Below are 22,026 nucleotides of genomic sequence, written 5' to 3' on the forward strand. Positions count from 1 at the left end.
TCCCCCGCATGCGCCTGACGGTTCGCGCCTGCGTCGTGCCATGACCAGTGTAGCCCAAATTTCCCATGACCACCGCGAGCGATCTGCGATCCGGAAAGACCCACCGCGACGAGAATTTTCCGGTCGCGTCGTGGATCATTCATCCGCGGCATCGTGCCCTGATCCTGGCCTTCTATAATTTCGTCCGCACCGCCGACGATATCGCCGATCACGCCACGCTGCCGGCCGACGAGAAGCTGCGCTATCTCGACCTCATGGAGGCTGAGCTGCTCGGCAAGGGCGAGAGCCAGAAGGAAGCGGTCAATCTGCGCCGGGCCCTCGCCGAGCGCGGTATGGCGCCGCGGCATGCGCTCGACGTGCTGGTGGCGTTCCGCCTCGACGTCACCAAGCTGCGCTACGAAACCTGGGACGACGTGATCGACTATTGCCGCTACTCGGCGATGCCGGTCGGGCGGTTCATGCTCGACGTCCATGGCGAGGATATCTCGACCTGGGCGGCGTCCGATGCGCTCTGCGCGGCCTTGCAGATCAACAATCATCTGCAGGACTGCGGCAAGGACTACCGGAACCTGAACCGCGTCTACCTGCCGCGCGATGCGCTCGCCGCCGCGGGGGCGAGCGTCGAGATGCTCGGCGAGACGAAGTCACAGCCGGCCCTGCTCAAATGCCTGCAGGCGCTCGCGGTGCGCACCGCCGTGCTGCTCGACCAGAGCAAGTCGCTCGCCGCCGAGGTGAAGGACTTCCGGCTCGGGCTCGAGATCTCCGTGATCCAGGCGTTCGCCGACAAGATCGTCAACATGCTGAAGGTGCGGGATCCGCTCAGCGAGCGCGTGCATTTGAGCAAGGTTGAACTGCTGCTGCAGAGCCTCGGCGGCGTCGCCGGCGAGACCGCGCAGCGCGCGACCGGACGGCGTGCGGTCTCCAAGTCGGCGGCAGGCGCATGAGTGCAGAGGCGGCGGCCAACGCGAATTACGGAAGCACCGCGTCGGGCAGCTCGTTCTATGCCGCGATGCGCATCTTGCCGCACGCGCAGCGCGAGGCGATGTTCCAGATCTACAGCTTCTGCCGTCAGGTCGACGACATCGCCGATTCCGACGGTCCGCGGCCGGAGCGCCTGGCCGCGCTGCAGCAGTGGCGCGACGACATCGATGCGCTCTATGCCGGCCATCCGCCGGAGCGGCTGAAGGACTATGTCGCGTCGGTGAAGACCTTCGGCCTGAAGCGCGAGGATTTCGTCGCGATCGTCGACGGCATGGAGATGGACGTGCCGCAGGACATCCGCGCGCCGGATCTTGCGACGCTCGACCTCTATTGCGATCGCGTCGCGAGCGCGGTCGGCCGGCTGTCGGTGCGCGTGTTCGGCCTGCCCGAGGAGGATGGCATCCAGCTCGCGCATCACCTCGGCCGTGCGCTGCAGCTCACCAACATCCTGCGCGACATCGACGAGGATGCCGGTCTCGGCCGGCTCTATCTGCCGCGCGAATGGCTCTGGCATGCCGGCATCACCAACAACGATCCGGCCCGCGTCACCGCCGACCGCGCGCTGCCGAAGGTGTGTGCGCCGCTCGCCGAGCGCGCCAAGATGCATTTCCAGAGATCCGACGAGATCATGAAGCGCAATTCGCGCCGCGCCGTGCGCGCGCCGCGGATCATGTCGAAATACTACCGCGCGATCCTCGATCTCTTGATCGCGCGCGGCTTCACCGCCCCGCGTGCGCCGGTGCGTGTGTCCAAGGCGGCCAAGATCGGCATTCTTCTTCGTTACGCGATCATCTGATGCAAAAGACCGTTCATATCATCGGTGCCGGTATTTCCGGCCTCTCTGCCGCCGTGCGGCTCGCCAATGGCGGCTACAAGGTCGCCGTCCACGAGGCGACGCAGCAGGCCGGCGGCCGCTGCCGCTCCTATTTCGACGCCGCCACCAATCTCACCATCGACAATGGCAACCATCTCCTGCTGTCGGGCAATCGCCATGCGCTGAGCTACGCGCGTTCGATCGGTACTGAGGCCGGTCTCGTGGGGCCCGCACGCGCGCAGTTTCCGTTTGTCGATCTGGCCTCCGGCCAGCGCTGGCAGCTCGACCTCGGCGACTCCCGCCTGCCGCTATGGGTGTTCGACGAGGCGCGCCGCGTCCCGGACACGACCTTGCGCGACTATCTCGCATTGGCGCCGCTGGCCTGGGCCGGCACCGAGGCGCTGGTCGGCAACACCATTCCCTGCAAGGGCACGCTGTACGACCGCCTGGTGCAGCCGCTGCTGCTCGCCGCGCTGAATGTCGATCCGCCGGAGGGCTCGGCCGGGCTTGCCGGCGCCATCGTGCGCGAGACGCTGCTCGCCGGCGGGCAGGCCTGCCGTCCGCTGATCGCGCGCGACGGCCTGAGCTCGGTCCTGATCGAGCCGGCCGTGAAGCTGCTGCAGGACAAGGGCCACAGCGTCCAGTTCAGTCACGAATTGCGTACGCTTGGCATGTCCGGTGATCGCGTCACGGAGCTCGATTTTGGCGGCGGCGACAAGATCGCGCTGGCGGCCGGCGATGCTGTCGTGCTCGCGGTGCCGCCGCGCGCTGCGGCCGCCCTGCTGCCCGGCCTGAAAACCCCAACCAAATTCCGCGCCATCGTCAACGCGCATTTCCGCGTCGATCCGCCGCGCGACGCCGCGCCCATCCTCGGTGTGGTCGGCGGCCTCGTGGAGTGGCTGTTCGCGTTCCCGCAGCGGCTTTCGATCACGATCAGCAACGGCGACCGCCTGGTCGACATGCCGCGCGAGGAGCTCGCGCAGGCGATCTGGCGGGACATCTGCAAGGCGTCGGGTGTTTCCGGCGACTTGCCGCCCTGGCAGATCGTGCGCGAGCGCCGTGCCACATTTGAGGCGACGCCGGAGCAGAACGCCCTGCGTCCGGGGGCCGCAACGGCGCAAAAAAACCTGTTCCTTGCCGGCGACTGGACTGCTACCGGGTTGCCGGCAACCATCGAGGGATCGGTGCGGTCGGGTGATCGCGCCGCCGATCTGGTTCTGGCCACGCGCTAGATTCGACCTGTTAAGCGGCCGCGGCTTTCGAACAGCCGGGCCGCGATGAAGAGGATATCGAGCGAAATGCTTTCGAGAGATCACGGCGTTGCAGTCGATCCGGTTGCGCTGGAGAAGAGCATCTCCAAGGCAACCGAAGCGCTGCTCGGCTATCGCCAGTCCGACGGACATTGGGTGTTCGAGCTCGAGGCCGACAGCACCATTCCGGCCGAGTACATCCTGCTGCGTCACTATCTAGCCGAGCCCATCGATGCCGCCCTCGAGGCCAAGCTCGGCAACTATCTGCGCCGCGTCCAGGGTGCGCATGGCGGCTGGCCGCTGGTCCATGATGGCCCGTTCGACATGAGCGCCAGCGTGAAGTCGTACTTCGCGCTGAAGATGATCGGCGATTCCGTCGACGCGCCGCACATGGTGCGGGCGCGCGAGGCGATCCTCTCGCGCGGTGGCGCTTCGGGCAGCAACGTGTTCACGCGCTTCCTGCTCGCGCTCTACGGCGTCGTGACCTGGCGTGCAACGCCGGTGTTGCCGATCGAGATCATGCTGCTGCCGATGTGGTCGCCGTTCCACATCAACAAGATCTCCTACTGGGCGCGCACCACGATGGTGCCGCTGATGGTGCTCGCCGCACTGAAGCCGCGCGCGAAGAATCCGAAGGGCGTCGGCATCGACGAGCTGTTCCTGGAGGATCCAAAATCGGTTCGCATGGCGCCGAAGGCACCGCATCAGAGCGCGAGCTGGTTCTACCTGTTCCGCTCGCTCGATGCCGTGCTGCGCGTGATCGAGCCGATGTTTCCGAAGAGCCTGCGCCAGCGCGCGATCGATGCCGCGCTCGCCTTCACCGAAGAGCGGCTCAACGGCGAAGACGGCATGGGCGCGATCTATCCGCCGATGGCCAACATCGTCATGATGTACGAGGCGCTCGGCAAGGACGAGAATTTCCCGCCGCGCGCGACCACCCGCCGCGGCATCGACAAGCTGCTCGTGATCCGCGACGACGAGGCCTATTGCCAGCCCTGCGTCTCGCCGGTGTGGGACACCGCGCTGACCTGCCACGCGCTGCAGGAAGCGGGCGGCGACGACACACTCGCCAAGGCCAAGCAGGGTCTCGACTGGCTGAAGCCGCGCCAGGTGCTGGAGCTGAAGGGCGACTGGGCGGTCAAGGCGCCGGACGTCCGTCCCGGCGGCTGGGCGTTCCAGTACAACAACGACCACTATCCCGATCTCGACGACACCGCCGTGGTCGTGATGGCGATGGATCGCGTGCGGCGTCATACCGGAACCCGGGAATATGACGAGGCGATCGCGCGCGGCCGCGAATGGATCGAGGGGCTGCAGAGCCGCGACGGCGGCTGGGCCGCGTTCGACGTCAACAACCTCGAATATTACCTCAACAACATCCCGTTCTCCGATCACGGCGCATTGCTCGATCCGCCGACCGAGGATGTCACCGCGCGCTGCATCTCGATGCTGGGCCAGCTCGGCGAGACCGCCGAGAGCAGCAAGGCGATGGCCGACGGCGTTGCCTATCTGCGCCGCACCCAGCTGGCCGAGGGCTCCTGGTACGGCCGCTGGGGCCTGAATTACATCTACGGCACCTGGTCGGTGCTCTCGGCGCTAAATGTCGCAGGGGTCGATCGCAACGACCCGATGGTCCGGAAAGCGGTCGACTGGCTGGCTTCCGTCCAGAATCAGGACGGCGGCTGGGGCGAGGATGCCGTCAGCTATCGGCTGGACTACAAGGGTTACGAAGTTGCGCCATCGACCTCCTCGCAAACGGCATGGGCCTTGCTTGGATTAATGGCGGCCGGAGAGGTCGAAAACCCCGCCGTTGCGCGCGGGGTGGAGTACCTAAAGGCAACACAGACCGAAAAAGGGCTGTGGGACGAGCAGCGATACACAGCTACGGGGTTTCCGCGGGTATTTTACTTGCGATATCATGGCTACTCGAAGTTCTTTCCGCTCTGGGCGCTGGCGCGGTATCGGAATTTGAGAAGCACCAATAGCAGGGTGGTAGGGGTCGGGATGTGATTGTTGAGGCGGGGGCCGCCGAGACCGTGGGCAGTAGAATTGATCCTCGGCCGGTATTGATCGTGACTGGATTGGTGCAGGAGGCCCGTATCGCGGCAGGCCCCGGCATGATCGTGATTTGCAGCTCGAGCGATCCGCAGCAACTGCGTGAACTGCTGGCGACGCTGGATCCGACGACCTTCCGTGGCGTGATTTCGTTCGGCGTGGCCGGTGGGCTCGACCCGTCGCTCAAGTCCGGCGACGTCGTGGTCGCGACCGAGGTGATGTCCGGCGATACGCGTTTTCTGGCCGCATCCGCCCTGAACGAAGAGATGATCGCCAGCGCTGCACTGAAGCGCCGCAGGATCGTCCGCGGCGGTCTTGCCGGCGTGGAAGAGGTGATCGCGGCGAAGGCCTGCAAGGCCGCGCTGCGCTCGATGACGGGCGCAGCCGCGGTCGATATGGAGAGCCATATCGCGGCAGCCTATGCTGCCAAGGCAGGCGTTCCGTTCGCCGCGCTGCGCGTGATCAGCGATCCCGCACACCGGGCGCTTCCCGAACTCGCGAAATCCGCGGTGAAGCCGAATGGCGACATCGACCTGCGCAAGGTGCTGCGCGGCATCGTGCGCAATCCGCGGACGCTGCGGGCGCTGGTGTCAACCGGTATCGACTTCAACCGCGCGCTGCGCTCGCTGCGCAGCTGCCGCGGCTTCCTGCTCGGCAACGACGTGCTGATGCCGGCGGAAGACGTGCTGATCACCGCGAAGGCGGCCTGATCCGCTGTCGCGGGCCGGGACGGGGCTCGCCGCACCGGGCTCAAAACATCAAGCTCAGAGCACTTGGCTCAAAAACAGCACTTGGCTCAAAAACAAAGGCCCGATCGCATCGCGATCGGGCCTTTTGCTTTGCTCTGCCTGGCGGCGCGGATTACGCGGCCGTGGAAGCCTTGGCCTGCTGCTTGGCAGCGGCGGCAGCTGCCTCGTCGCGGCGGATCTCCGAGAGCTTCTTCTGGACCTGCTCGGCGAAGATGTACTGCGCCGGGCGCTGCTTCGACATGTCGATCTCCGGCGCATCGGGCCCGAGGTCTTGATGCCGCGCAGCGCGACCCACATCGCCTTCAGCGGGTTGTTGATCGCAGCGGTGGCCGCGGTCGGCTCGTAGCCGCAATGGGCCATACAGTCGGCGCACTTCTCGTACTTGCCGGTGCCGTAGGTGTCCCACTCGGTGGTGTCCATCAGCTCCTTGAAGGTCTTGGCGTAGCCTTCACCGAGCAGATAGCAGGGCTTCTGCCAGCCGAAGATGTTGCGCGCCGGCATGCCCCAGGGCGTGCACTCGTATTCCTGGTTGCCGGCGAGGAAGTCGAGGAACAGGCCGGAATGCATGAAATTCCACTTCTTGCCCTTGCCGAGCGCAAAGACGTCGCGGAACAGCTTCTTGGTCTTGGTGCGGTTGAGGAAGTGCTCCTGGTCGGGCGCACGCTCATAGGCGTAACCCGGCGACATCGAGACGCCGACGCCGAGCTCGGTGGTGAAGTCGAGGAACTTGGCGATCTCCTCGGCCGGATGGCCGTCGAAGATGGTGGCATTGACGTTGACCGTGAAGCCGCGCGCCTTCGCCGCCTTGATCGCGGAGACGGCGCGATCGAACACGCCCTTCTGCGACACCGCCTTGTCGTGGTGGTCCTTCAGGCCGTCGAGATGCACCGAGAAGAACAGATAGGGCGACGGCTCGAACAGATCGAGCTTCTTCTCGAGCAGCAGCGCATTGGTGCACAGCGAGACGAACTTCTTGCGCGCCACGAGGCCGCGCACGATCTCGCCGATCTCCTTGTGGATCAGCGGCTCGCCGCCGGGGATCGCCACCATCGGCGCGCCGCATTCATCGGCCGCGTCCCAGCATTCCTGCGCGGTCATGCGGCGGTTGAGGATCGCATCGGGATAGTCGATCTTGCCGCAGCCGACGCAGGCGAGGTTGCAGCGGAACAAGGGTTCGAGCATCAGCACGAGCGGATAGCGTTTGCGGCCAAGCAGCTTCTGCTTGATCAGATAACCGCCGATACGCATTTCCTTGAAGAACGGTATAGCCATTAGACGATTTTCTTTCTGCACTTATCAAAGGGAAGTGGGTTCAGATCAGCCCGCAGTCAGTTCGGCCGGCAGCCGGAATTCGATATTCTCTTCACGGCCCGGAACGACCGAGACCGAAACAGGTCCGATGCGCCGCAGGGCCTCGATCACATCGTCGACCAAAACTTCGGGTGCCGACGCACCCGCCGTGATGCCGACGGCCTTGGCATCCTTCAGCCAGTCCGGGTTGAGCTCGCTCCCATCGGCAATGAGATAACTCGCGACGCCGACCTCGGTGCCGATTTCGCGAAGCCTGTTCGAGTTGGAACTATTGGCGGCCCCCACCACCAAAATGACGTCCACCAGCTTACTTAGGTCCCTTACCGCAGATTGGCGGTTCTGTGTCGCATAGCAGATATCCCTGATGTCCGGGCCTTGAATATCTGTAAATTTTGCCTGAAGGGCCGCGATGATGTCCCTGGTGTCGTCCACGGACAGGGTGGTCTGGGTGATATAGGCGACCGGAGTGTCGGTCGGCAGCCGCAATTCCGCCACATCCTGGACGCTCTGGACCAGCAGGACCGGCCCCGGAACCTGGCCCATGGTTCCCTCGACCTCGGGGTGGCCGGCATGCCCGATCAGGATCAGGGCGCGGCCCCTCGAGATATAGCGTTTGCCCTGGTTGTGGACCTTGGTGACGAGCGGGCAGGTGGCATTGAGCACAGGCAGGTCGCGGGCTTCCGCCTCCTCCTCGACGCTCCTGGCGACGCCATGGGCACTGAAGACGGTCACCGCCTTGGCCGGCACTTCCGACAGGTCCTCGACGAAGATCGCGCCCTTCTTTTTCAGGCTTTCGACCACATGCTTGTTGTGAACGATCTCGTGGCGGACATAGACCGGCGGGCCATACTTCGCGAGCGCGCGTTCGACGATTTCGATCGCGCGCACGACGCCCGCGCAGAAGCCACGCGGCTGAGCAAGAAACACTTCCATCGGTCGTCCGTTACGCAAATTGCACCAGCCTCATTCCAAGCCCTGCTTCCAAGCCTTACTTGCAAGCACTGCGGCCTTTTCGGCAACGCACTCCGCCAGGTCGGACCTCGCAACGTCGGTTGCAATGTCCACACCATTTCAGGTCCTGCACGGGATCCGCGCCCTCAAGGGCATGGAAATACAGGGATTTGTGGCAAAAAGGTAGCGCTTCGAGCGGGTGGGCGGCCGGCAACGAGAGGGGTTTGAGGTAATATAGTGTGGATTTCGGGTCCTGCGACCGTCCGTCTCCCTCACTTGTTCGTCACTTTATCGCCCACTGATGCGGTTTATACCGGCCACTCGTGGCCGTTCCTGTGGTTTGGAACCTCCTCAGCATCTCGTCGAGGAAGATAACCAAAACAACATTAGATCGGTCCCGGGAACTCCGCTACAGAGCGGGCGTTTTCGGCCATGCTTCCCCGAGCTTAGAAAGAAACGAAGTGCTGACAAATATTGTCGTCTCCGTTGTTAGGACCTGTACGCGTTTTGCCCTTCCGGTTGTGATTATCTCTGTGCTGCTGTCGATCGGCGCCGGCTTCTATACGGCCCGCAACTTCTCGATCAACACCGACATCAACAAGCTGATCTCGCCGGATCTGGATTGGCGCAAGCGCGACAACCAGTTCGAGGAAGCGTTTGATCGCGAGCGGCTGATCCTGGCTGTGGTCGAGGCGGCGACGCCCGAACTGACCAGCGCTGCCGCCAAGGCGCTCACCGCGAAGCTGCAAGCCGACAAGAAGAACTTCGAGGCGATCACCGCGCTCGGCTCCGGCGAATTCTTCGAGAAGAACGGGCTGCTGTTCCTGCCGACCGAAGAGGTCGGCAAGGTCACGGGCCAACTCGAATCGGCCGCGCCCCTGATCGAGATCATGGCGGGCGACCCGTCGATTCGCGGTCTGACCGGTGCGCTGGAGACCGGCCTTGCCGGCGTCAAGCGCGGACAGGTCAAGCTCGACAATGCCGCTCCGCCCTTCAACCTGATCTCCGAGACCGTCGAAACCGTCCTCGCCAAGGGCAGCGCGACCTTCTCCTGGCGCGAGCTCACCAGCGACAAGCCGCTGACCGATTCTGACAAGCGCGCCTTCATCGAGGTCAAGCCGATCATCGACTATTCGGCGCTGGAGCCGGGCAAGGCCGCGACCGACGCGATCCGGCAGGCGGCCGCCGATCTGAAATTTCCGACCGAATATCACGCGCGCGTGCGCCTGACCGGCCCCGTGCCGATCGCCAACGAGGAATACGCCACGGTGCAGGATGGCGCGATCACCAACGGCATCGGCACCGTGGTGATCGTGCTGATCATCCTCTGGCTGGCGCTGCACTCCGGCAAGATCATCTTCGCCGTGTTCGTCAACCTGTTCATCGGCCTTGCGCTCACCACGCGGTCGGCCTCATGATGGTCGGGTCGTTGAACCTGCTTTCGATCGCCTTCGCGGTGCTGTTCGTCGGCCTCGGTGTCGACTTCGGCATCCAGTTCAGCGTGCGCTACCGCTCCGAGCGCTTCAAGAACGACAATCTGACGCTCGCGCTCGAGAACGCAGCGCGCCGCTCGGCGGTGCCGCTGTCGCTCGCGGCGATGGCGACCGCCGCCGGCTTCCTGTGCTTCCTGCCGACCGACTACAAGGGCATCTCCGAGCTCGGCAAGATCGCCGGCGCCGGCATGCTGGTGGCCTTCATCACCAGCATCACGTGCTGCCGGCGCTGCTCGACCTGCTCAATCCGCCGGGCGAGAAGGAGCCGGTCGGCTACGCCTTCCTGGCGCCGCTCGACCACTTCCTGGAGAAGCACCGCGTTCCGATCATCGTCGGCACGCTGCTGGTCACGGTCGCGGGCCTGCCGCTGCTGCACTACATGAAGTTCGACTTCAACCCGATCAACCTGCGCAACAAGCAGGCGGAATCGATCGCGACCTTCCTCGATCTGAGGAAGGATCCGAACACCGGTGCCAACGCCATCGACGTGATGACGCGCTCGGAGGCCGACGCCAAGAAGATCGAGGCCAAGCTCGAGAAGTTGCCTGAAGTCTCGCGCGTGATGTCGCTCGACAGCTTCGTGCCTGACGACCAGCCGGCCAAGCTGAAGCTGATCGCCCAGGCGGCCAAGACGCTCGGCCCCGCGCTCAACCCGGACTCGGTCGATCCGGCGCCGTCGGATCAGGAGAATGTCGAGTCGCTGAAGAGCTCGGTCGACAGCCTGCGCAAGACCGCGGGCGACGGCAAGGGACCGGGCGCGGTTGCCGCGCGCCGGCTCGCCGATGCCTTGCAGAAGCTTGCCGATTCGACCCAGGCGACCCGCGACAAAGCGCAGGAGGTCTTCGTCGCGCCGATGAAGATCGTGTTCGATCAGCTTCGTAACACGTTGCAGGCCCAGACGGTCACGCTGCAGAACCTGCCGCCGGAACTGGTCGCGAGCTGGAAGACCAAGGACGGCCTGATGCGTGTCGAGGCGGAGCCGAAGGGCGATCCGAACGACAACGACAATCTGCGCCGCTTTGCAGACGCCGTGCTCGCCGCCGAGCCGACCGCGATCGGCGGTCCGGTCTCGATCCTGAAGTCGGGCGATGTGATCGTGAACGCGTTCATCCACGCCGGCATTCTGGCGCTGGTCACGATCAGCCTGCTGCTGTGGCTGACGCTGCGCCGGGTCGTCGACGTGCTGATGACGTTGGTGCCGCTGCTGGTCGCCGGCATCGTCACGCTGGAGATCTGCGTCCTGATCGGGCTGCCGCTCAACTTCGCCAACATCGTCGCGTTGCCGCTGCTGCTCGGCGTCGGCGTGGCGTTCAAGATCTACTATGTCACGGCATGGCGGCAGGGCAGGACGAATCTGCTGCAATCGAGCCTGACGCGTGCGATCTTTTTCAGCGCGCTGACCACGGCGACGGCGTTCGGTAGCCTGTGGCTATCCAGTCATCCCGGCACCGCAAGCATGGGCAAGCTGCTTGCGCTTTCGCTCGTCACGACGCTCGCGGCGGTGCTGCTGTTCCAGCCGGCACTGATGGGCAAACCGCGCGAAACCCTCAAGGACGAGGATATCGCCAACGACGTCACCTGACGCGTTGGCGATCCGGCCCGGCGGCAGGCGCCGCCGAGCCGCGATTTGCCGCCGAGCCGGATTAGAGCGTCGGTATCAGTGCGTCGGTCGCGCGATGTCCGGGAGCAGGCAGATATCGCCCACGGTGTCCGCCGACGCATTGGCGGCGCCCTGAGCACCGGCTGCCTGCTTCTGACCGGGCTTGGCGGCAGGCGCCACGGCACCGGTGGTCTTCTGCGGCGCAGCCGATTTGGGGGCGGCGCCCTTCGCTGCCGGGCTGCCCGCAGCAGCCGGGTTGCCGGCGGCGCTCACCGGGATCGGCGGACCGACGCGGGTCCAGGTCTCGCCGCCGCACAGGAAGCCGAGCACGCAGCCCTGGATCTCGAGCTGATCGGTGCCGACCGGCTTGATGGTCGAGCTGTAGAGCTGGCCGTCCTTCGCGTTGTACACTTGGCCTTCCCACGCGTCGGCGCCGGCCTTCTTCTTCATGTCGATCAGGATCGGCATGCCGAGCGTAGGCCTGCTCTGCTTCGCAGGATCAGGATTGTTCTTATCCTTGCCGCCGGGGGTTTTTTCCCAGGACACCGCACCCCACATGTTGCCATTACACTGGGCGACGCGGATGGTGGCGACACCGTCTGCGACCTTCCAGTCGCCGGTCGGGTCCGCTGCAAGTGCCGGTGATAATACGGTGGCCAAAAATAAACCTGAAAAGGCTATTGTACGCGCGAAAGTTCTTGGGCAGTGCAACATGGTCCAAACCTGTGCTTAACTAGACGATCCGAGCGGGGGTCAAAACGCCGCTAGCGAGCGTTTTAAGTTGACGAGATGGCCATCAACCGACGTATGTAACGAATGGTAAGTTCCAATTTAGACGTTTCCGAGATTTTTGTGGAGCGCGAGGGGCAGCGCGGTGCCATGCACACGCGTCACCTCAACGAGCAGCTCGTTCGCGTCCTCAAGACCATCGGCTATGACGTCGGCTTCCAGAAGGGACAGGGCCAATACCTCTTCGATCGTCAGGGGGCTCGTTACCTCGATCTATTGAGCGGATTTGGCGTTTTTGCGATTGGCCGTAATCATCCCGACCTGCGCAAGGCGCTGAAGAGCGTGCTCGACGCCGATCTGCCCAATCTCGTGCAGCTCGACGTCTCGACCCTCGCCGGCGTACTCGCGGAACGGCTTCTGGAACACGTTCCATATCTGGACAAGGTGTTTTTCGCCAATTCCGGCGCCGAAACCGTTGAAGCGGCGATCAAGTTCGCGCGTGGCGCGACCGGCCGGCCGGGCATCGTCTATTGCGGGCATTCGTTCCACGGCCTGTCCTACGGCGCGCTGTCGCTGACCGATGATACGAATTTCCGCAGCGGCTTCGAGCCGCTGCTGCCGGGCTGCACCCCGATCCCCTACAACGATCTCGAGGCGCTGGAGAAGGCGCTGTCGTCGCGCCAGGTCGGTGCGTTCATCGTCGAGCCGATCCAGGGCAAGGGCGTCAATATGCCCACCGACGAGTTCCTGCCCGGCGCGCTGGCGCTGTGCCGCAAATACGGCACGCTGTTCATCGCCGACGAGATCCAGACCGGCATCGGCCGCACCGGAAAATTCCTCGCGATCGAGCATTGGGGCATCGAGCCCGACATGGTGCTGCTGGCGAAGGCGCTGTCCGGCGGTCACGTGCCGATCGGCGCGCTGCTGACGCGCAAGCACATCTTCGACAAGATCTTCAACCAGATGGACCGCGCGGTCGTGCACGGTTCGACCTTCGCCAAGAACGATCTGGCGATGGCAGCCGGCATCGCGACGCTCGATGTCATCAAGGCCGAGAAGCTGGTCGAGAACGCTGCCAAGCGCGGCGCCGAGCTCCGTCTTGCGCTGACGCGCATGGTGCCGGGCTATGAACTGATGAAGGAAGTCCGCGGCAAGGGCCTGATGATCGGCGTGGAGTTCGGTCCGCCGAAATCGCTGCGGCTGAAGGCGTCGTGGAACCTGCTGGAGACCGCCAACAAGGGCCTGTTCTGCCAGCTCATCACGGTGCCGCTGTTCAAGGATCACAAGATCCTCACGCAGGTCGCCGGCCACGGCCTCCACACCATCAAGCTGCTGCCGCCGCTGATGATCACCGAGGAAGACTGCAGCTGGATCGAGAAGTCGTTCGACGACGTGATCGCCGGCAGCCACAAGGTGCCCGGCGCGATCTGGTCGCTCGGCAAGACGCTGGTCGACAACGCGGTGCGCAAGTCGGCGTAAGCTCATTCTCCCGTAGCCCGGATGCAGCGAAGCGAAATCCGGGGTTCTCGATACTTGCAAGACTGTTCCCGGATTGCGCTTCGCTCCATCCGGGCTACGAGATTGTTTCATCCGTCATTGCGAGCGAAGCGAAGCAATCCATCGCGCCGCGAGCGGAGAGATGGATTGCTTCGTCGCTTCAGCGCAAAATTGCTTTGCAATTTTGTCGCGAGCTCCTCGCAATGACGGATGTGGAGCGAGCGTTCGAAACTCACCCTTCCTTGTTCGCGCGCATCGCGCTTTCGAACTTGTCGCCGAACTCGCTGAGCTCGTCGGCGCCGAGATCGCTGACCGCCCAATAGTTCAGGCCGCGGTCGCTCCAGCGCCGGATGTTGAAGCCCTGCAACGTCGAGACCTTCGCGGTCTTGCGTTCGGTATTTGCGGTTTGCGCCACGAACAGATTGATCACGTGCTGGCGCCGCTTGTAGACCACGGCGCCGATCTCGCGGGCGTTGACATAGTCGAGCCGGCCGCCGATCAGGGTGAAGCCCTGCGCGGTGAGGTCGATCACCGGCGGCGAGACGTCGAGCTTGCCGTTGAACCAGGGCTTGACCGTATGCTGATCGGTCGAGACCACGTCGATCAGATGACCGGCCTGCAGCGAGCGCAGATGCGCCGACACCACCTCGTTCTCGATGCGCTGCTCGTCGTCGTTGCGCAGCACGATCGCGACGAGGCCCGTTGCCGCCATCGCCGATACCGCCGAGCCCATCGCGAAGCCGCGCAGCACCGAGCGCCGGCTCGGCGCCGCCTGCGGCTGCGGCTGCGGCAGGGCCTTCTCGATCTTGCGGCGCAGCTCGAGCGGTGCCTTGTAACGCAGGTCGCTCTCGGCGATCGCCTGGCGGATCTCCTGATATTCCTTCATCAGGACGGCGCAATGCGCGCACCCCTCGATATGGACTTCCACTTCGCGTGCATGGCCGGCGTCGAGTTCGCCGTCGATCAGCGCGTGGATCAGCACTTCGGCTTCCTCGCAGGTCATTTCGCTTGCTCCTGTTCCGCGAGCCAGGCTGATCGCAGCATGGCGCGGGCGCGCGCGAGACGGGACATCACGGTGCCGACCGGCACGGCGGCGACATCGGCGATCTCGCGGTATGAAAGATTCTGGATTTCCCTGAGCACAAAGGTCTCGCGGAACGGCTCGGCGAGTGCTGCGACCAGCCTGCGCACGGTGTCGCCGTCGAAGCGGCGCAGCATCTGCTTTTCCGGGGTCTCCGGGGCCTCGTTCCACATCGGGGTCTGGTCGCCGCCCTCGGGCAGCTCCTCGACCGCGGTCGGGGCGGTCTTGCGGCGGGCATATTCGGCGCGGCAGACATTGCGCAGGATCGCGAACAGCCACGGCTTCATCGCAGGTCCCCGGTAGCTGTCGAAATGCTTGTAGGCGCGCAGGTAGCATTCCTGCACCGCGTCCTCGGCGTCGGCGGCATCGCGCAGCAAATAGCGCGCCAGGGTGTAGGCGTCGTCAAGGTAGGGCAGCGCGGCTTCGCGGAAGCGCCGTGCCTTTTCGGGATCGTCTTGCGACGCGTTGACAACCATCGTGTCCTGCCCGGCTTGTCGAGAGACGGCTTGTGCCCGGCCGGGGGCTGAGGGCCACCGGCCGGGCATGGCTGTGATTGTATGGCTGGTCACGTTACCCAACCTTGATACTGCCTGTCATGTGCGGATGCAGCGAGCAGAAATACTTGTACTCGCCGGGCTCCGTGAAGGTGAACGAGAAGGTGCCGTCGGTATCCATGGTCTTGGAGCGGAATTTTCCCGCGCACACCACGGTGTGCGGGATGTCGTCGCGGTTGGTCCAGGTCACTGTCGTGCCGACCTTCACGTCGAGCGGGTTCGGCGCGAACGAGAAGTTGTCGATGTGGACCGCGACGTCTTCGGCGCGGGCCGCCGTGACAGGAAGCAGCATGGCCGCGACCACGGCGATCCCGAAGTCGCGTCGATTGATCGTACTCATCGTCTCTTTCCTCAGCCTTGTCCGTCAGCCCTGCAGCGGCGTGTCGATGATCGCCAGCGGCTGGCTGTTCTGCTTGAAGTTGATGCTGGCGACGCCGAGCATGCTGCGCAGCTTGGCATCCTCGACCTTCATCGGGCCGGGCGAGGGGGCAGCACCCGGCGCCGGCTGCGGGAAGGCCGTCGAACGCGCGGTGTGGAAGGTGACGTTGCCCTCGACCTTCTGCATCACCTGGTGGATGTGGCCGTTGAGCACGGTGACCGAGCCGAAGCCCTTGACGTATTCCAGCGCGCGGGCGCCGTCCTCGGTGCCCCAGCCCCATTGCGGATAGACCGTCCACAGCGGGATGTGGGCGAACAGCACGATCGGGGTCGACTTGGAACGCCCCTTGAGGTCGTTCTCGAGCCATTCCAGCTGCTCGTTGCCGAGATTACCGAGGCCGCCGCCCTTGAGGTCGACGACGTTGACGAGGCCGACGAAATGCACGCCGCCGGCGTCGAAGGAATAGTAGCCCGGGCCCTTGGTGCCCTTGCCGTAGCGCTCCTTGTAGAGCTTGACCTCCTCGTCGATGAAGTCGTGCTCGCCCGGCACGTAATGCACGTCGAGCTTGGCCTGCGAGATGATGCGATCGGCGTCATCGAATTCGGACGCCTTCGACAGATGGGTGATGTCGCCGGTGTGGATCATGAAGGACGGCTTGGCCTGCATCGCCTTGACCTTGTTGATGGCCTCCTCCAGCGTGCCGATGGCGTTCGGATTGGCCGGCTTGTCGAAGCCGACATGGCTGTCGCTGATCTGCATGAAGGTCATGCCGGTGGTGGCTTCGGCAGCAGCCGCCGAGCCGACGATGCCGAGCGAATGCGGCACGCCGCCGGTGACGGTCCAGAGTACGCCGGTGCCGGCCCAGGTCATGCATTCCAGCACCTTGCGTCGGCTGACGCCTTTTTCCTCATCGTGGTGATTGTGATCGTGTCCGCTCATGACAAGTCTCCCGTGGGCCCAGGGATTGGGTTTCCGGGGAGGTGATCGGAGCGGCCGGGGCTTTATTCCCGCGGGTTTGGAGGGGGTTGAGGGCAGGGATGACGATTTCGTGAGAACCGGGCGGCCGGTCGCGCGATCAGCGCCCATCCGGGCCGCGCGACAGGTGGCCGCAAGGGCAAGATGCGCCATTGAAGGCGCCGGGCCTGTATTGCTATCGACCGGGCAAACCACTGATCGGTCGGAGGAAAATATGGGCGCCGTCACCGGCGGCTGTCACTGCGGCGAGATTCGTTACGAGGTGACCGGGGAACCGGTCGCGCACGCGCCGTGCCACTGCACCGATTGCCGGCGGCATGCCGGCGCGCCGATGGTCGGCTGGGTGATGGTCGCCGAGGACGCCCTCAAGGTGACCAAGGGTGAGCCGAGGATCTACCGGTCCTCGGAACATGGCCGGCGGTACTTCTGCGCGAATTGCGGCAGCGGGCTTTTCTACACCAACGGCAACATGTTGCCCGGGTTCATCGACATTCAGAGCGGCACCTATGACGATCCCGGCGCGGAGCCGGCCACCATGCACATCCAGGTTGCGGAGCGGCTGCGCTGGAGGGAAACGGCGCACGAGCTGCCGGCCTTCGATCGCTTTCCGCCGACGGAATAACCGGCGGCCGGCGAGCGTGCGCGCCGCAGCATGACAATGCCGCGCAACGTAGATGAACGGCCGCAACAAAGCAGTCTTGCAGCCGTCAGCATAATGTCAGCGCTGCTGCGTAAGAATGGTGGACTTAATGCGCCATACCGAAGCGAGCCGGCATCACGCCGAGCACCACGGCAAACACTAAAAACGTTCCAGTACTGCGTGAGTGGCTTCCGCCGTCCCCGCAAGGGGCGGCGATTTCTTTTGGCGGACGTCCCGTGCTGACGCTCGCGCCGGTCCAGCGTCGGATCGTTCACCGACAATCCGGCCCGGCGATCTCGCTTGCGCCGTCCGTCTATCCCTATTCGTCCTCGTCTTCCGGGCCGCCGCGCTGCTCGATCGCATTTCGCACGCCGCGCATGACGGCAAACGACACGAAAGCCATCCTTCGCTTCTGGTCATCGCTCAAAGTCTTGTAGAGCGGATCCCAGGCATCGGCGAGCTTCTTGAGGTCGGTCCCACGCTGAATGAGCCGGTCCGCCCTGCGCTGCATCAATTCGACGGGATCGCCTTCATTCATTCCGTCCATCGGGCCGTTCTCGTGCAATTCCGCAATCCGCTCCAACCGGGTCTGCCGGTTTTTCGCTCTGGTGCGGATCGCCTCTTCGATGGCCGGCCAGTACTTCTCCTGATCGGGGGTGAGCTGCAAGGCGGCCTTGACGATGCCGACGCGCATGTCGGTCAGGCTCTTCAGGTCGGCGACGCTGGGTGGCGCCACGCCGACAGTCGACGATGTCTCCGCTGCGACGGCGAGAGACGAGGTTGTCACCAAGAGTGCAATCGCTGCGGCGGCTGCGTTCCTCGTCATTGTGAGCTCCTGAACTGCTTGTCGTGGATGTCCCCGAGAAGAACGACACAGCTGCATCCGTTGCCGGTTGATCTAGGTCAAGGGCAGGGAGCCGGAGATAGGAACGCGCTTTTGACCGTTCGCAAAATACCGCGGGCCTCGGTGGCGCTGGGTTGAGCCAGATCGGACCGTGGTGTTCAGAAATTGCTGTCGAACTCCCTTCAATTGGGCGGTCCCATGCACCTCTTGCTCAAGGAAATTCGCCACAATCCGCTACTTTGGATGCTGGTCTTCGTGCCGGTCGTGCTGGTGGTCGAACACGTGGCTCCCACCGCACACACAGCGCTGTTTGTGCTCGCCGTCCTGAGTATCGTGCCGTCGGCCGCCCTTCTCAGCCACGCAACGGAGAGCGTCGCCGAGAAGACCGGCGATGCGATCGGAGGCTTGCTCAATGCAACCCTGGGAAACCTGACGGAGCTGATCATCGCGATCGCCGCACTCCACGCCGGAGAATACATGCTGGTCAAGGCATCGATCGCTGGCGCCATTGTCACCAATTCGCTCTTCATGCTCGGCGCATCGTTCCTGCTTGGCGGGCTCCGTCATCACGTTCAGGAGTACAATCGGGCCGGCGGGAGGATGTACGCGGCGCTGCTGCTGACGGCCACGATTGCGCTGCTTGCCCCCGCGGCTGTTGCCGACCTTGATCAGGCACGATGCGAAGTCATGGCGCAGACGCTCAGCACCGGCCTCGCCGTGCTTCTGATATGTGCTTACGGACTTGGCTTGCTGTTCTCGCTCAAGACGCACAAGGAGCTATTTGAGAGCGGAGAACATGGCGAGACGGATGGCGCTGGTTGGCCGATCGGTCTGGCTTCGGGCACACTCATCGTGGTTACCGTGCTGGTTGCCGTGGTGAGCGAGATATTCGTGAGCTCGGTGCAGAAGGCGGGTGAGGCGCTCGGATTGAGCGCGGCGTTTGTCGGTTTCATCATCGTCGCGCTGGTCGGGGCTGCGGCGGAGATGGCGGTCGCGTTCTCTGCGGCGCGTAAGAACCGGCTGGACATGAGCGTCAGCATCGCGCTCGGAAGCGCGTCTCAAATCGCTCTGTTCGTTGCGCCGGCGCTGGTTCTTCTCAGCTACGTCATCGGTCCGAAGCCAATGGACCTGCAGTTCTGGCCAGGTGCCGTGACGATGGTCATGATCGCCTCCGTCACGTCCTGCTTCGTCACCAACGGCGGAAGGTCGGCATGGTTCATCGGCGCCTTGCTGGTGTTCATCTATGCGATTTTTGCCATGACGCTGTATATGGTGCCGCCGGGCTCGCACGCCCCGGTCTGAGCGGCAACGCCTGCTTGGTCGCGCCTGCCTCTCGGGCAATAGGGAGCAAGACGTTCTCGTCTTGCTCCGTTGGCGCCGCTTACTGGCAGAGATGCTGTCGGCCGTCCTCGCCGCGGAAATACGTGCCCGGCTGACAGACGAAGCCCTGACCGTTGGAAGGATAGTGATAATAGCCATAAGCACCGGCTGCGGCCGCGGCTCCCACGGCAGCGGTGCCGTACACGGCTCTGCGCGTCTGGCGACGGGCAACACCCGCCACACTCACGGGAGTCAGGGGACGGCCGACGCGCGCTTGCGCGCTCTCAACGGAAATCGAGACGCCGCCCTGTTCCGACCGGCCGACGGACAGCAGCGTGGCACACGCGATAACGGTCGCCGCTAACGCGAACGTCCCTGGATTTGTCTTCATGGCTCCTCCTCCAATCCTGCGGTCCTACCCAGTCTGGTTTGAAGACCATGAGCGCGGGGAGCCGTTGATCTGGATCAAGCCTTTCCGGATGCGTCAGGCAGGCGCGGGCGAAGACGCTTGCGCCATCCGGATGTGCGTGCTCGCCTGCGCCCGCGACGACCTCAAAGTGCAAACTCTCCCTGCCTGCTCGTCCAGTCGATGACGTCGACCTGGAGTCCTCGCCTCAACATCTCGTCCTCGAGATTGCCGGCGTGACGCTTCCATTCGGCTGTTGTCCGGACTCGAAAAACTGGCGTGTCTCCACGCACCTCAAACTCATCGTCGGCCTCGAGCGCGCCGCGAACGGCCTCGTGCATCATCTTCAGGCTCGCATCGCTAAATGCGCTGTACTCCATCGGTTCATCTCCCTGGATACGCAAACGGAGGGGGCACCGCACGTCTCATCAACGCGACGACCTTGCGGTGCGACGAACGAGCCAGCCATCACTGCTCAATCGAACTGCTATCAATATTGCGGGCAGATCATCTGATTGTATTCATTGTAGTAGCAGTTCTGGTTCCCGTAGTAGCCATAGCTGCCGTAGTACGCGCCGGTTGCGGCCGCAGCACCGGCCGCCGCAGCACCAACACCCCAGCCAGGTCGATAGTAGCCGCGGCCATAACCGGGGTAGCCTGCGACCGGTCGGCCAGGGCGACCTGCAATCGGTCGGCCTGGATAACCCGGACGGCCGGCGATCGGATGCGAGGGGCGTGCGCGGCCGGCGGCGCGATATCCTCCGCCATGGACCCTTCCGGCACCGGCATGCATTCTTCCGGCGCCGGCATGCATGCCTCCGCCATGAAATCCGCCGCCTCCGCCACCGCGGAAGCCGCCGCCTCCGCGACGGGCATAGGCATCATCAGGAATCAGGCAGACCGCAACGAGAACCAGAGCTGCCAGAGCGGCGAGGATACAACGGAGCATGGCATGTCCTCCCTCACGGACGATTTTGCGAACGACAAAACTGCGACAATTTTGGCGCGCGAGCTTGACGTAGATCAACGGAACGCAATCGCGCTCAAAATTGCCGCTCTGCGGGGCGCGCGTTCGAACGAAGCGTCGGTTCGCTCCATCAAGCCTGCAGGCACAATCTGCACTTTGCTGCCGGATCAAACTGGCTAGAATGATCTGAAGAGTTCCATGACATTTGGTCTCGCCTCAATCTGGCGAAAGACACATTTCTTGCCGGGATTCACCAATTCTTTTGCTTCCTGCAGAGCGCAGCCAAGAGGATGAACGTGCGGAAAGCGGATGTCACATGCGCGTACTGTGGCGCGGGCTTTCGGCGGTTGGAGCTATGGTCCGAACCTGGCGCCAAGGGTGAGTATCACTGTCCGGTTTGCGACTACTTGCTCGAAGCATTCGACGGCACCAACCTGATCGCCTATCGGCTGACGATCCAGCCGGTGCGCGCACCGGTCTACTCGGTCAAACCGTTCGACGATCATCGATGACCCGGTGATCGGTTGCGATCAGCGCGCAGCAAATGCCCGGAGCGCCGCAACCATCGCCTCCGGCGCCTCCTGCGCGACGCAATGGCCGACGTTTGCGAACGTCCAGCGGCTCGCATGCTGGATCAAGGCTGCGGCGCGGTCGGCCATCTCCTTGTAGATCGGCCATGACTGTTCGGCGGTTGCGATGCGGACCGGACAGGCGATCTCGGAGAACCACGGGAACGGATTGCCACGGGCGTCGCCGGTGTAGATCTGCTCCATGGCCTGGTAGATCGGCTTCAGCATCGCCTGCTCGATTTCGGGCGTGCAGCGCAGCTGCATGCGGCCGTCATCGAGCCGCGCAAAGCCGTGATGCACGTAGGCCCATAGCGACGGCTCAGTCCACGTCGCGAAGGTCGGCGCGGCGCGCAATCGCTGGAACAGATCGTCGGCATTGTCGAATTCGGCCCGGCGGCGCAGCACGCCCTGCACCGATCCGCGTGCGATGTCGCTCAGGCCACCGGTCCGCGGCGTGCGCGGATCCATCGCGGTCGGCTCCGTCACGAACAGCCGCGCGAAGCGGTCCGGCATCAGCTTCGTCGCAAGCAGCAGGTCGGTCGCACCGGCGCTGTGGCCGATGCCGTAGATGTCATGGAGGCCGAGGCGTTCGACCACCATGCAGACATCATCGGCGAAATCCTGGAACTGATAGTGCTCGGCCGCCGGCTTGTGGCTCAGGCCGTGGCCGCGGCGGTCGTGCGCATAAACGGTGTAATCAGCGGCTAACGCCTCCGCGACCTCGGTCCAGACCTCGGCGACAAAGCCGGTGCCGTGCAGCAGTAGCGCCACAGGCTTGCCGGAAGCGGGATCGCCCCATCGCGCCACCGCGATCTGCGATCCGGCATCGCCAACCAGAATCCGCTGCGGCTGCGTCATTGG

The 22,026-nt window shown here is 64.1% G+C and carries 20 protein-coding genes and 2 pseudogenes; 10 read left to right on the forward strand and 12 right to left on the reverse strand.

What is annotated here, in order from left to right; all coding sequences use genetic code 11:
* The first annotated feature begins 65 nt into the window (after positions 1-65).
* The 5 genes from hpnC (at position 66) to AKN84_RS07590 (ending at position 5,810) form a co-directional block, all read left to right on the forward strand.
* Positions 66-944 (forward strand): squalene synthase HpnC, encoded by an 879-nt coding sequence (gene hpnC / locus AKN84_RS07570; protein WP_050420122.1) that lies wholly within the window; start codon positions 66-68, stop codon positions 942-944.
* The gene (gene hpnD / locus AKN84_RS07575; protein ID WP_050420123.1) at positions 941-1,777 is read left to right on the forward strand and encodes a presqualene diphosphate synthase HpnD; all 837 of its coding nucleotides are present in this window, start codon (positions 941-943) and stop codon (positions 1,775-1,777) included. The genes hpnC and hpnD overlap by 4 nt, the downstream gene beginning before the upstream one ends.
* Entirely contained in the window at positions 1,777-3,027 is a 1,251-nt protein-coding gene (gene hpnE, locus AKN84_RS07580; RefSeq protein ID WP_050420124.1) for a hydroxysqualene dehydroxylase HpnE, read from the forward strand. The genes hpnD and hpnE overlap by 1 nt, the downstream gene beginning before the upstream one ends.
* Before the next feature lie 66 nt (positions 3,028-3,093).
* Entirely contained in the window at positions 3,094-5,055 is a 1,962-nt protein-coding gene (gene shc / locus AKN84_RS07585; protein WP_050420125.1) for a squalene--hopene cyclase, read from the forward strand.
* Positions 5,052-5,810 (forward strand): phosphorylase, encoded by a 759-nt coding sequence (locus AKN84_RS07590; protein WP_050420126.1) that lies wholly within the window; start codon positions 5,052-5,054, stop codon positions 5,808-5,810. Before shc ends, AKN84_RS07590 begins: the two co-directional genes overlap by 4 nt.
* Before the next feature lie 151 nt (positions 5,811-5,961).
* Here AKN84_RS07590 and hpnH read toward each other — a convergent pair.
* Positions 5,962-7,121 (reverse strand): annotated as a pseudogene (gene hpnH / locus AKN84_RS07595) (adenosyl-hopene transferase HpnH).
* 45 nt (positions 7,122-7,166) lie between these two features.
* Positions 7,167-8,093, reverse strand: a complete 927-nt coding sequence (gene ispH / locus AKN84_RS07600; RefSeq protein WP_050420127.1) for a 4-hydroxy-3-methylbut-2-enyl diphosphate reductase — start codon at positions 8,091-8,093, stop codon at positions 7,167-7,169.
* Between the two features lie 479 nt (positions 8,094-8,572).
* Between ispH and hpnN the strand changes: the two are divergent.
* Positions 8,573-11,186 (forward strand): annotated as a pseudogene (hpnN, locus tag AKN84_RS50300) (hopanoid transporter HpnN).
* A 75-nt stretch (positions 11,187-11,261) separates the two neighbouring features.
* Here the strand turns inward: hpnN and AKN84_RS07610 are convergent.
* Entirely contained in the window at positions 11,262-11,918 is a 657-nt protein-coding gene (locus tag AKN84_RS07610) for a DUF2147 domain-containing protein (protein WP_050420128.1), read from the reverse strand.
* A 102-nt stretch (positions 11,919-12,020) separates the two neighbouring features.
* On the opposite strand from AKN84_RS07610, the gene hpnO reads away from it, so the two are divergent.
* Entirely contained in the window at positions 12,021-13,412 is a 1,392-nt protein-coding gene (gene hpnO, locus AKN84_RS07615; protein ID WP_050420129.1) for an aminobacteriohopanetriol synthase HpnO, read from the forward strand.
* Between the two features lie 250 nt (positions 13,413-13,662).
* On the opposite strand, the gene AKN84_RS07620 is transcribed toward hpnO, so the two are convergent.
* The 4 genes from AKN84_RS07620 to AKN84_RS07635 all read right to left on the reverse strand — a co-directional run bounded on the left by AKN84_RS07620 (position 13,663) and on the right by AKN84_RS07635 (position 16,383).
* Entirely contained in the window at positions 13,663-14,433 is a 771-nt protein-coding gene (locus AKN84_RS07620; protein WP_050420130.1) for an anti-sigma factor family protein, read from the reverse strand.
* Positions 14,430-14,987: a sigma-70 family RNA polymerase sigma factor gene (locus AKN84_RS07625; protein WP_050420131.1), complete on the reverse strand. Its 558-nt coding sequence runs from the start codon at positions 14,985-14,987 to the stop codon at positions 14,430-14,432. Before AKN84_RS07625 ends, AKN84_RS07620 begins: the two co-directional genes overlap by 4 nt.
* Before the next feature lie 94 nt (positions 14,988-15,081).
* A complete protein-coding gene (locus AKN84_RS07630; protein ID WP_050420132.1) occupies positions 15,082-15,405 on the reverse strand; it encodes a cupredoxin domain-containing protein in 324 nt (107 codons plus the stop codon).
* Between the two features lie 24 nt (positions 15,406-15,429).
* Positions 15,430-16,383: a metallophosphoesterase family protein gene (locus AKN84_RS07635; protein ID WP_050420133.1), complete on the reverse strand. Its 954-nt coding sequence runs from the start codon at positions 16,381-16,383 to the stop codon at positions 15,430-15,432.
* A gap of 250 nt (positions 16,384-16,633) precedes the next feature.
* Here AKN84_RS07635 and AKN84_RS07640 point away from each other — a divergent pair, with 250 nt between their 5' ends.
* Positions 16,634-17,041 (forward strand): GFA family protein, encoded by a 408-nt coding sequence (locus AKN84_RS07640; RefSeq protein ID WP_050420134.1) that lies wholly within the window; start codon positions 16,634-16,636, stop codon positions 17,039-17,041.
* A gap of 337 nt (positions 17,042-17,378) precedes the next feature.
* Here the strand turns inward: AKN84_RS07640 and AKN84_RS07645 are convergent, their stop codons facing one another.
* A complete protein-coding gene (locus tag AKN84_RS07645; RefSeq protein ID WP_244484975.1) occupies positions 17,379-17,753 on the reverse strand; it encodes a Spy/CpxP family protein refolding chaperone in 375 nt (124 codons plus the stop codon).
* Positions 17,754-18,101: 348 nt separating this feature from the next.
* Here AKN84_RS07645 and cax point away from each other — a divergent pair, with 348 nt between their 5' ends.
* Complete coding sequence (gene cax / locus AKN84_RS07650; protein ID WP_050420137.1) at positions 18,102-19,205, forward strand: calcium/proton exchanger; 1,104 nt, start codon at positions 18,102-18,104, stop codon at positions 19,203-19,205.
* A gap of 79 nt (positions 19,206-19,284) precedes the next feature.
* On the opposite strand, the gene AKN84_RS47710 is transcribed toward cax, so the two are convergent.
* The 3 genes from AKN84_RS47710 to AKN84_RS07665 all read right to left on the reverse strand — a co-directional run bounded on the left by AKN84_RS47710 (position 19,285) and on the right by AKN84_RS07665 (position 20,578).
* Complete coding sequence (locus AKN84_RS47710) at positions 19,285-19,614, reverse strand: hypothetical protein (RefSeq protein ID WP_244484976.1); 330 nt, start codon at positions 19,612-19,614, stop codon at positions 19,285-19,287.
* A gap of 161 nt (positions 19,615-19,775) precedes the next feature.
* Positions 19,776-20,009, reverse strand: a complete 234-nt coding sequence (locus AKN84_RS07660) for a hypothetical protein (RefSeq protein WP_050420138.1) — start codon at positions 20,007-20,009, stop codon at positions 19,776-19,778.
* 110 nt (positions 20,010-20,119) lie between these two features.
* Positions 20,120-20,578, reverse strand: coding sequence for a hypothetical protein (locus AKN84_RS07665; RefSeq protein ID WP_050420139.1), 459 nt, complete (start codon positions 20,576-20,578; stop codon positions 20,120-20,122).
* Positions 20,579-20,581: 3 nt separating this feature from the next.
* On the opposite strand from AKN84_RS07665, the gene AKN84_RS44695 reads away from it, so the two are divergent.
* The gene (locus AKN84_RS44695; protein ID WP_128970524.1) at positions 20,582-20,776 is read left to right on the forward strand and encodes a hypothetical protein; all 195 of its coding nucleotides are present in this window, start codon (positions 20,582-20,584) and stop codon (positions 20,774-20,776) included.
* Between the two features lie 350 nt (positions 20,777-21,126).
* On the opposite strand, the gene AKN84_RS07670 is transcribed toward AKN84_RS44695, so the two are convergent.
* Positions 21,127-22,023, reverse strand: coding sequence for an alpha/beta fold hydrolase (locus AKN84_RS07670; RefSeq protein WP_050420140.1), 897 nt, complete (start codon positions 22,021-22,023; stop codon positions 21,127-21,129).
* Positions 22,024-22,026: the final 3 nt, after the last annotated feature.

Source organism: Bradyrhizobium tropiciagri, assembly GCF_001189845.1.
GTDB lineage: Bacteria > Pseudomonadota > Alphaproteobacteria > Rhizobiales > Xanthobacteraceae > Bradyrhizobium > Bradyrhizobium tropiciagri.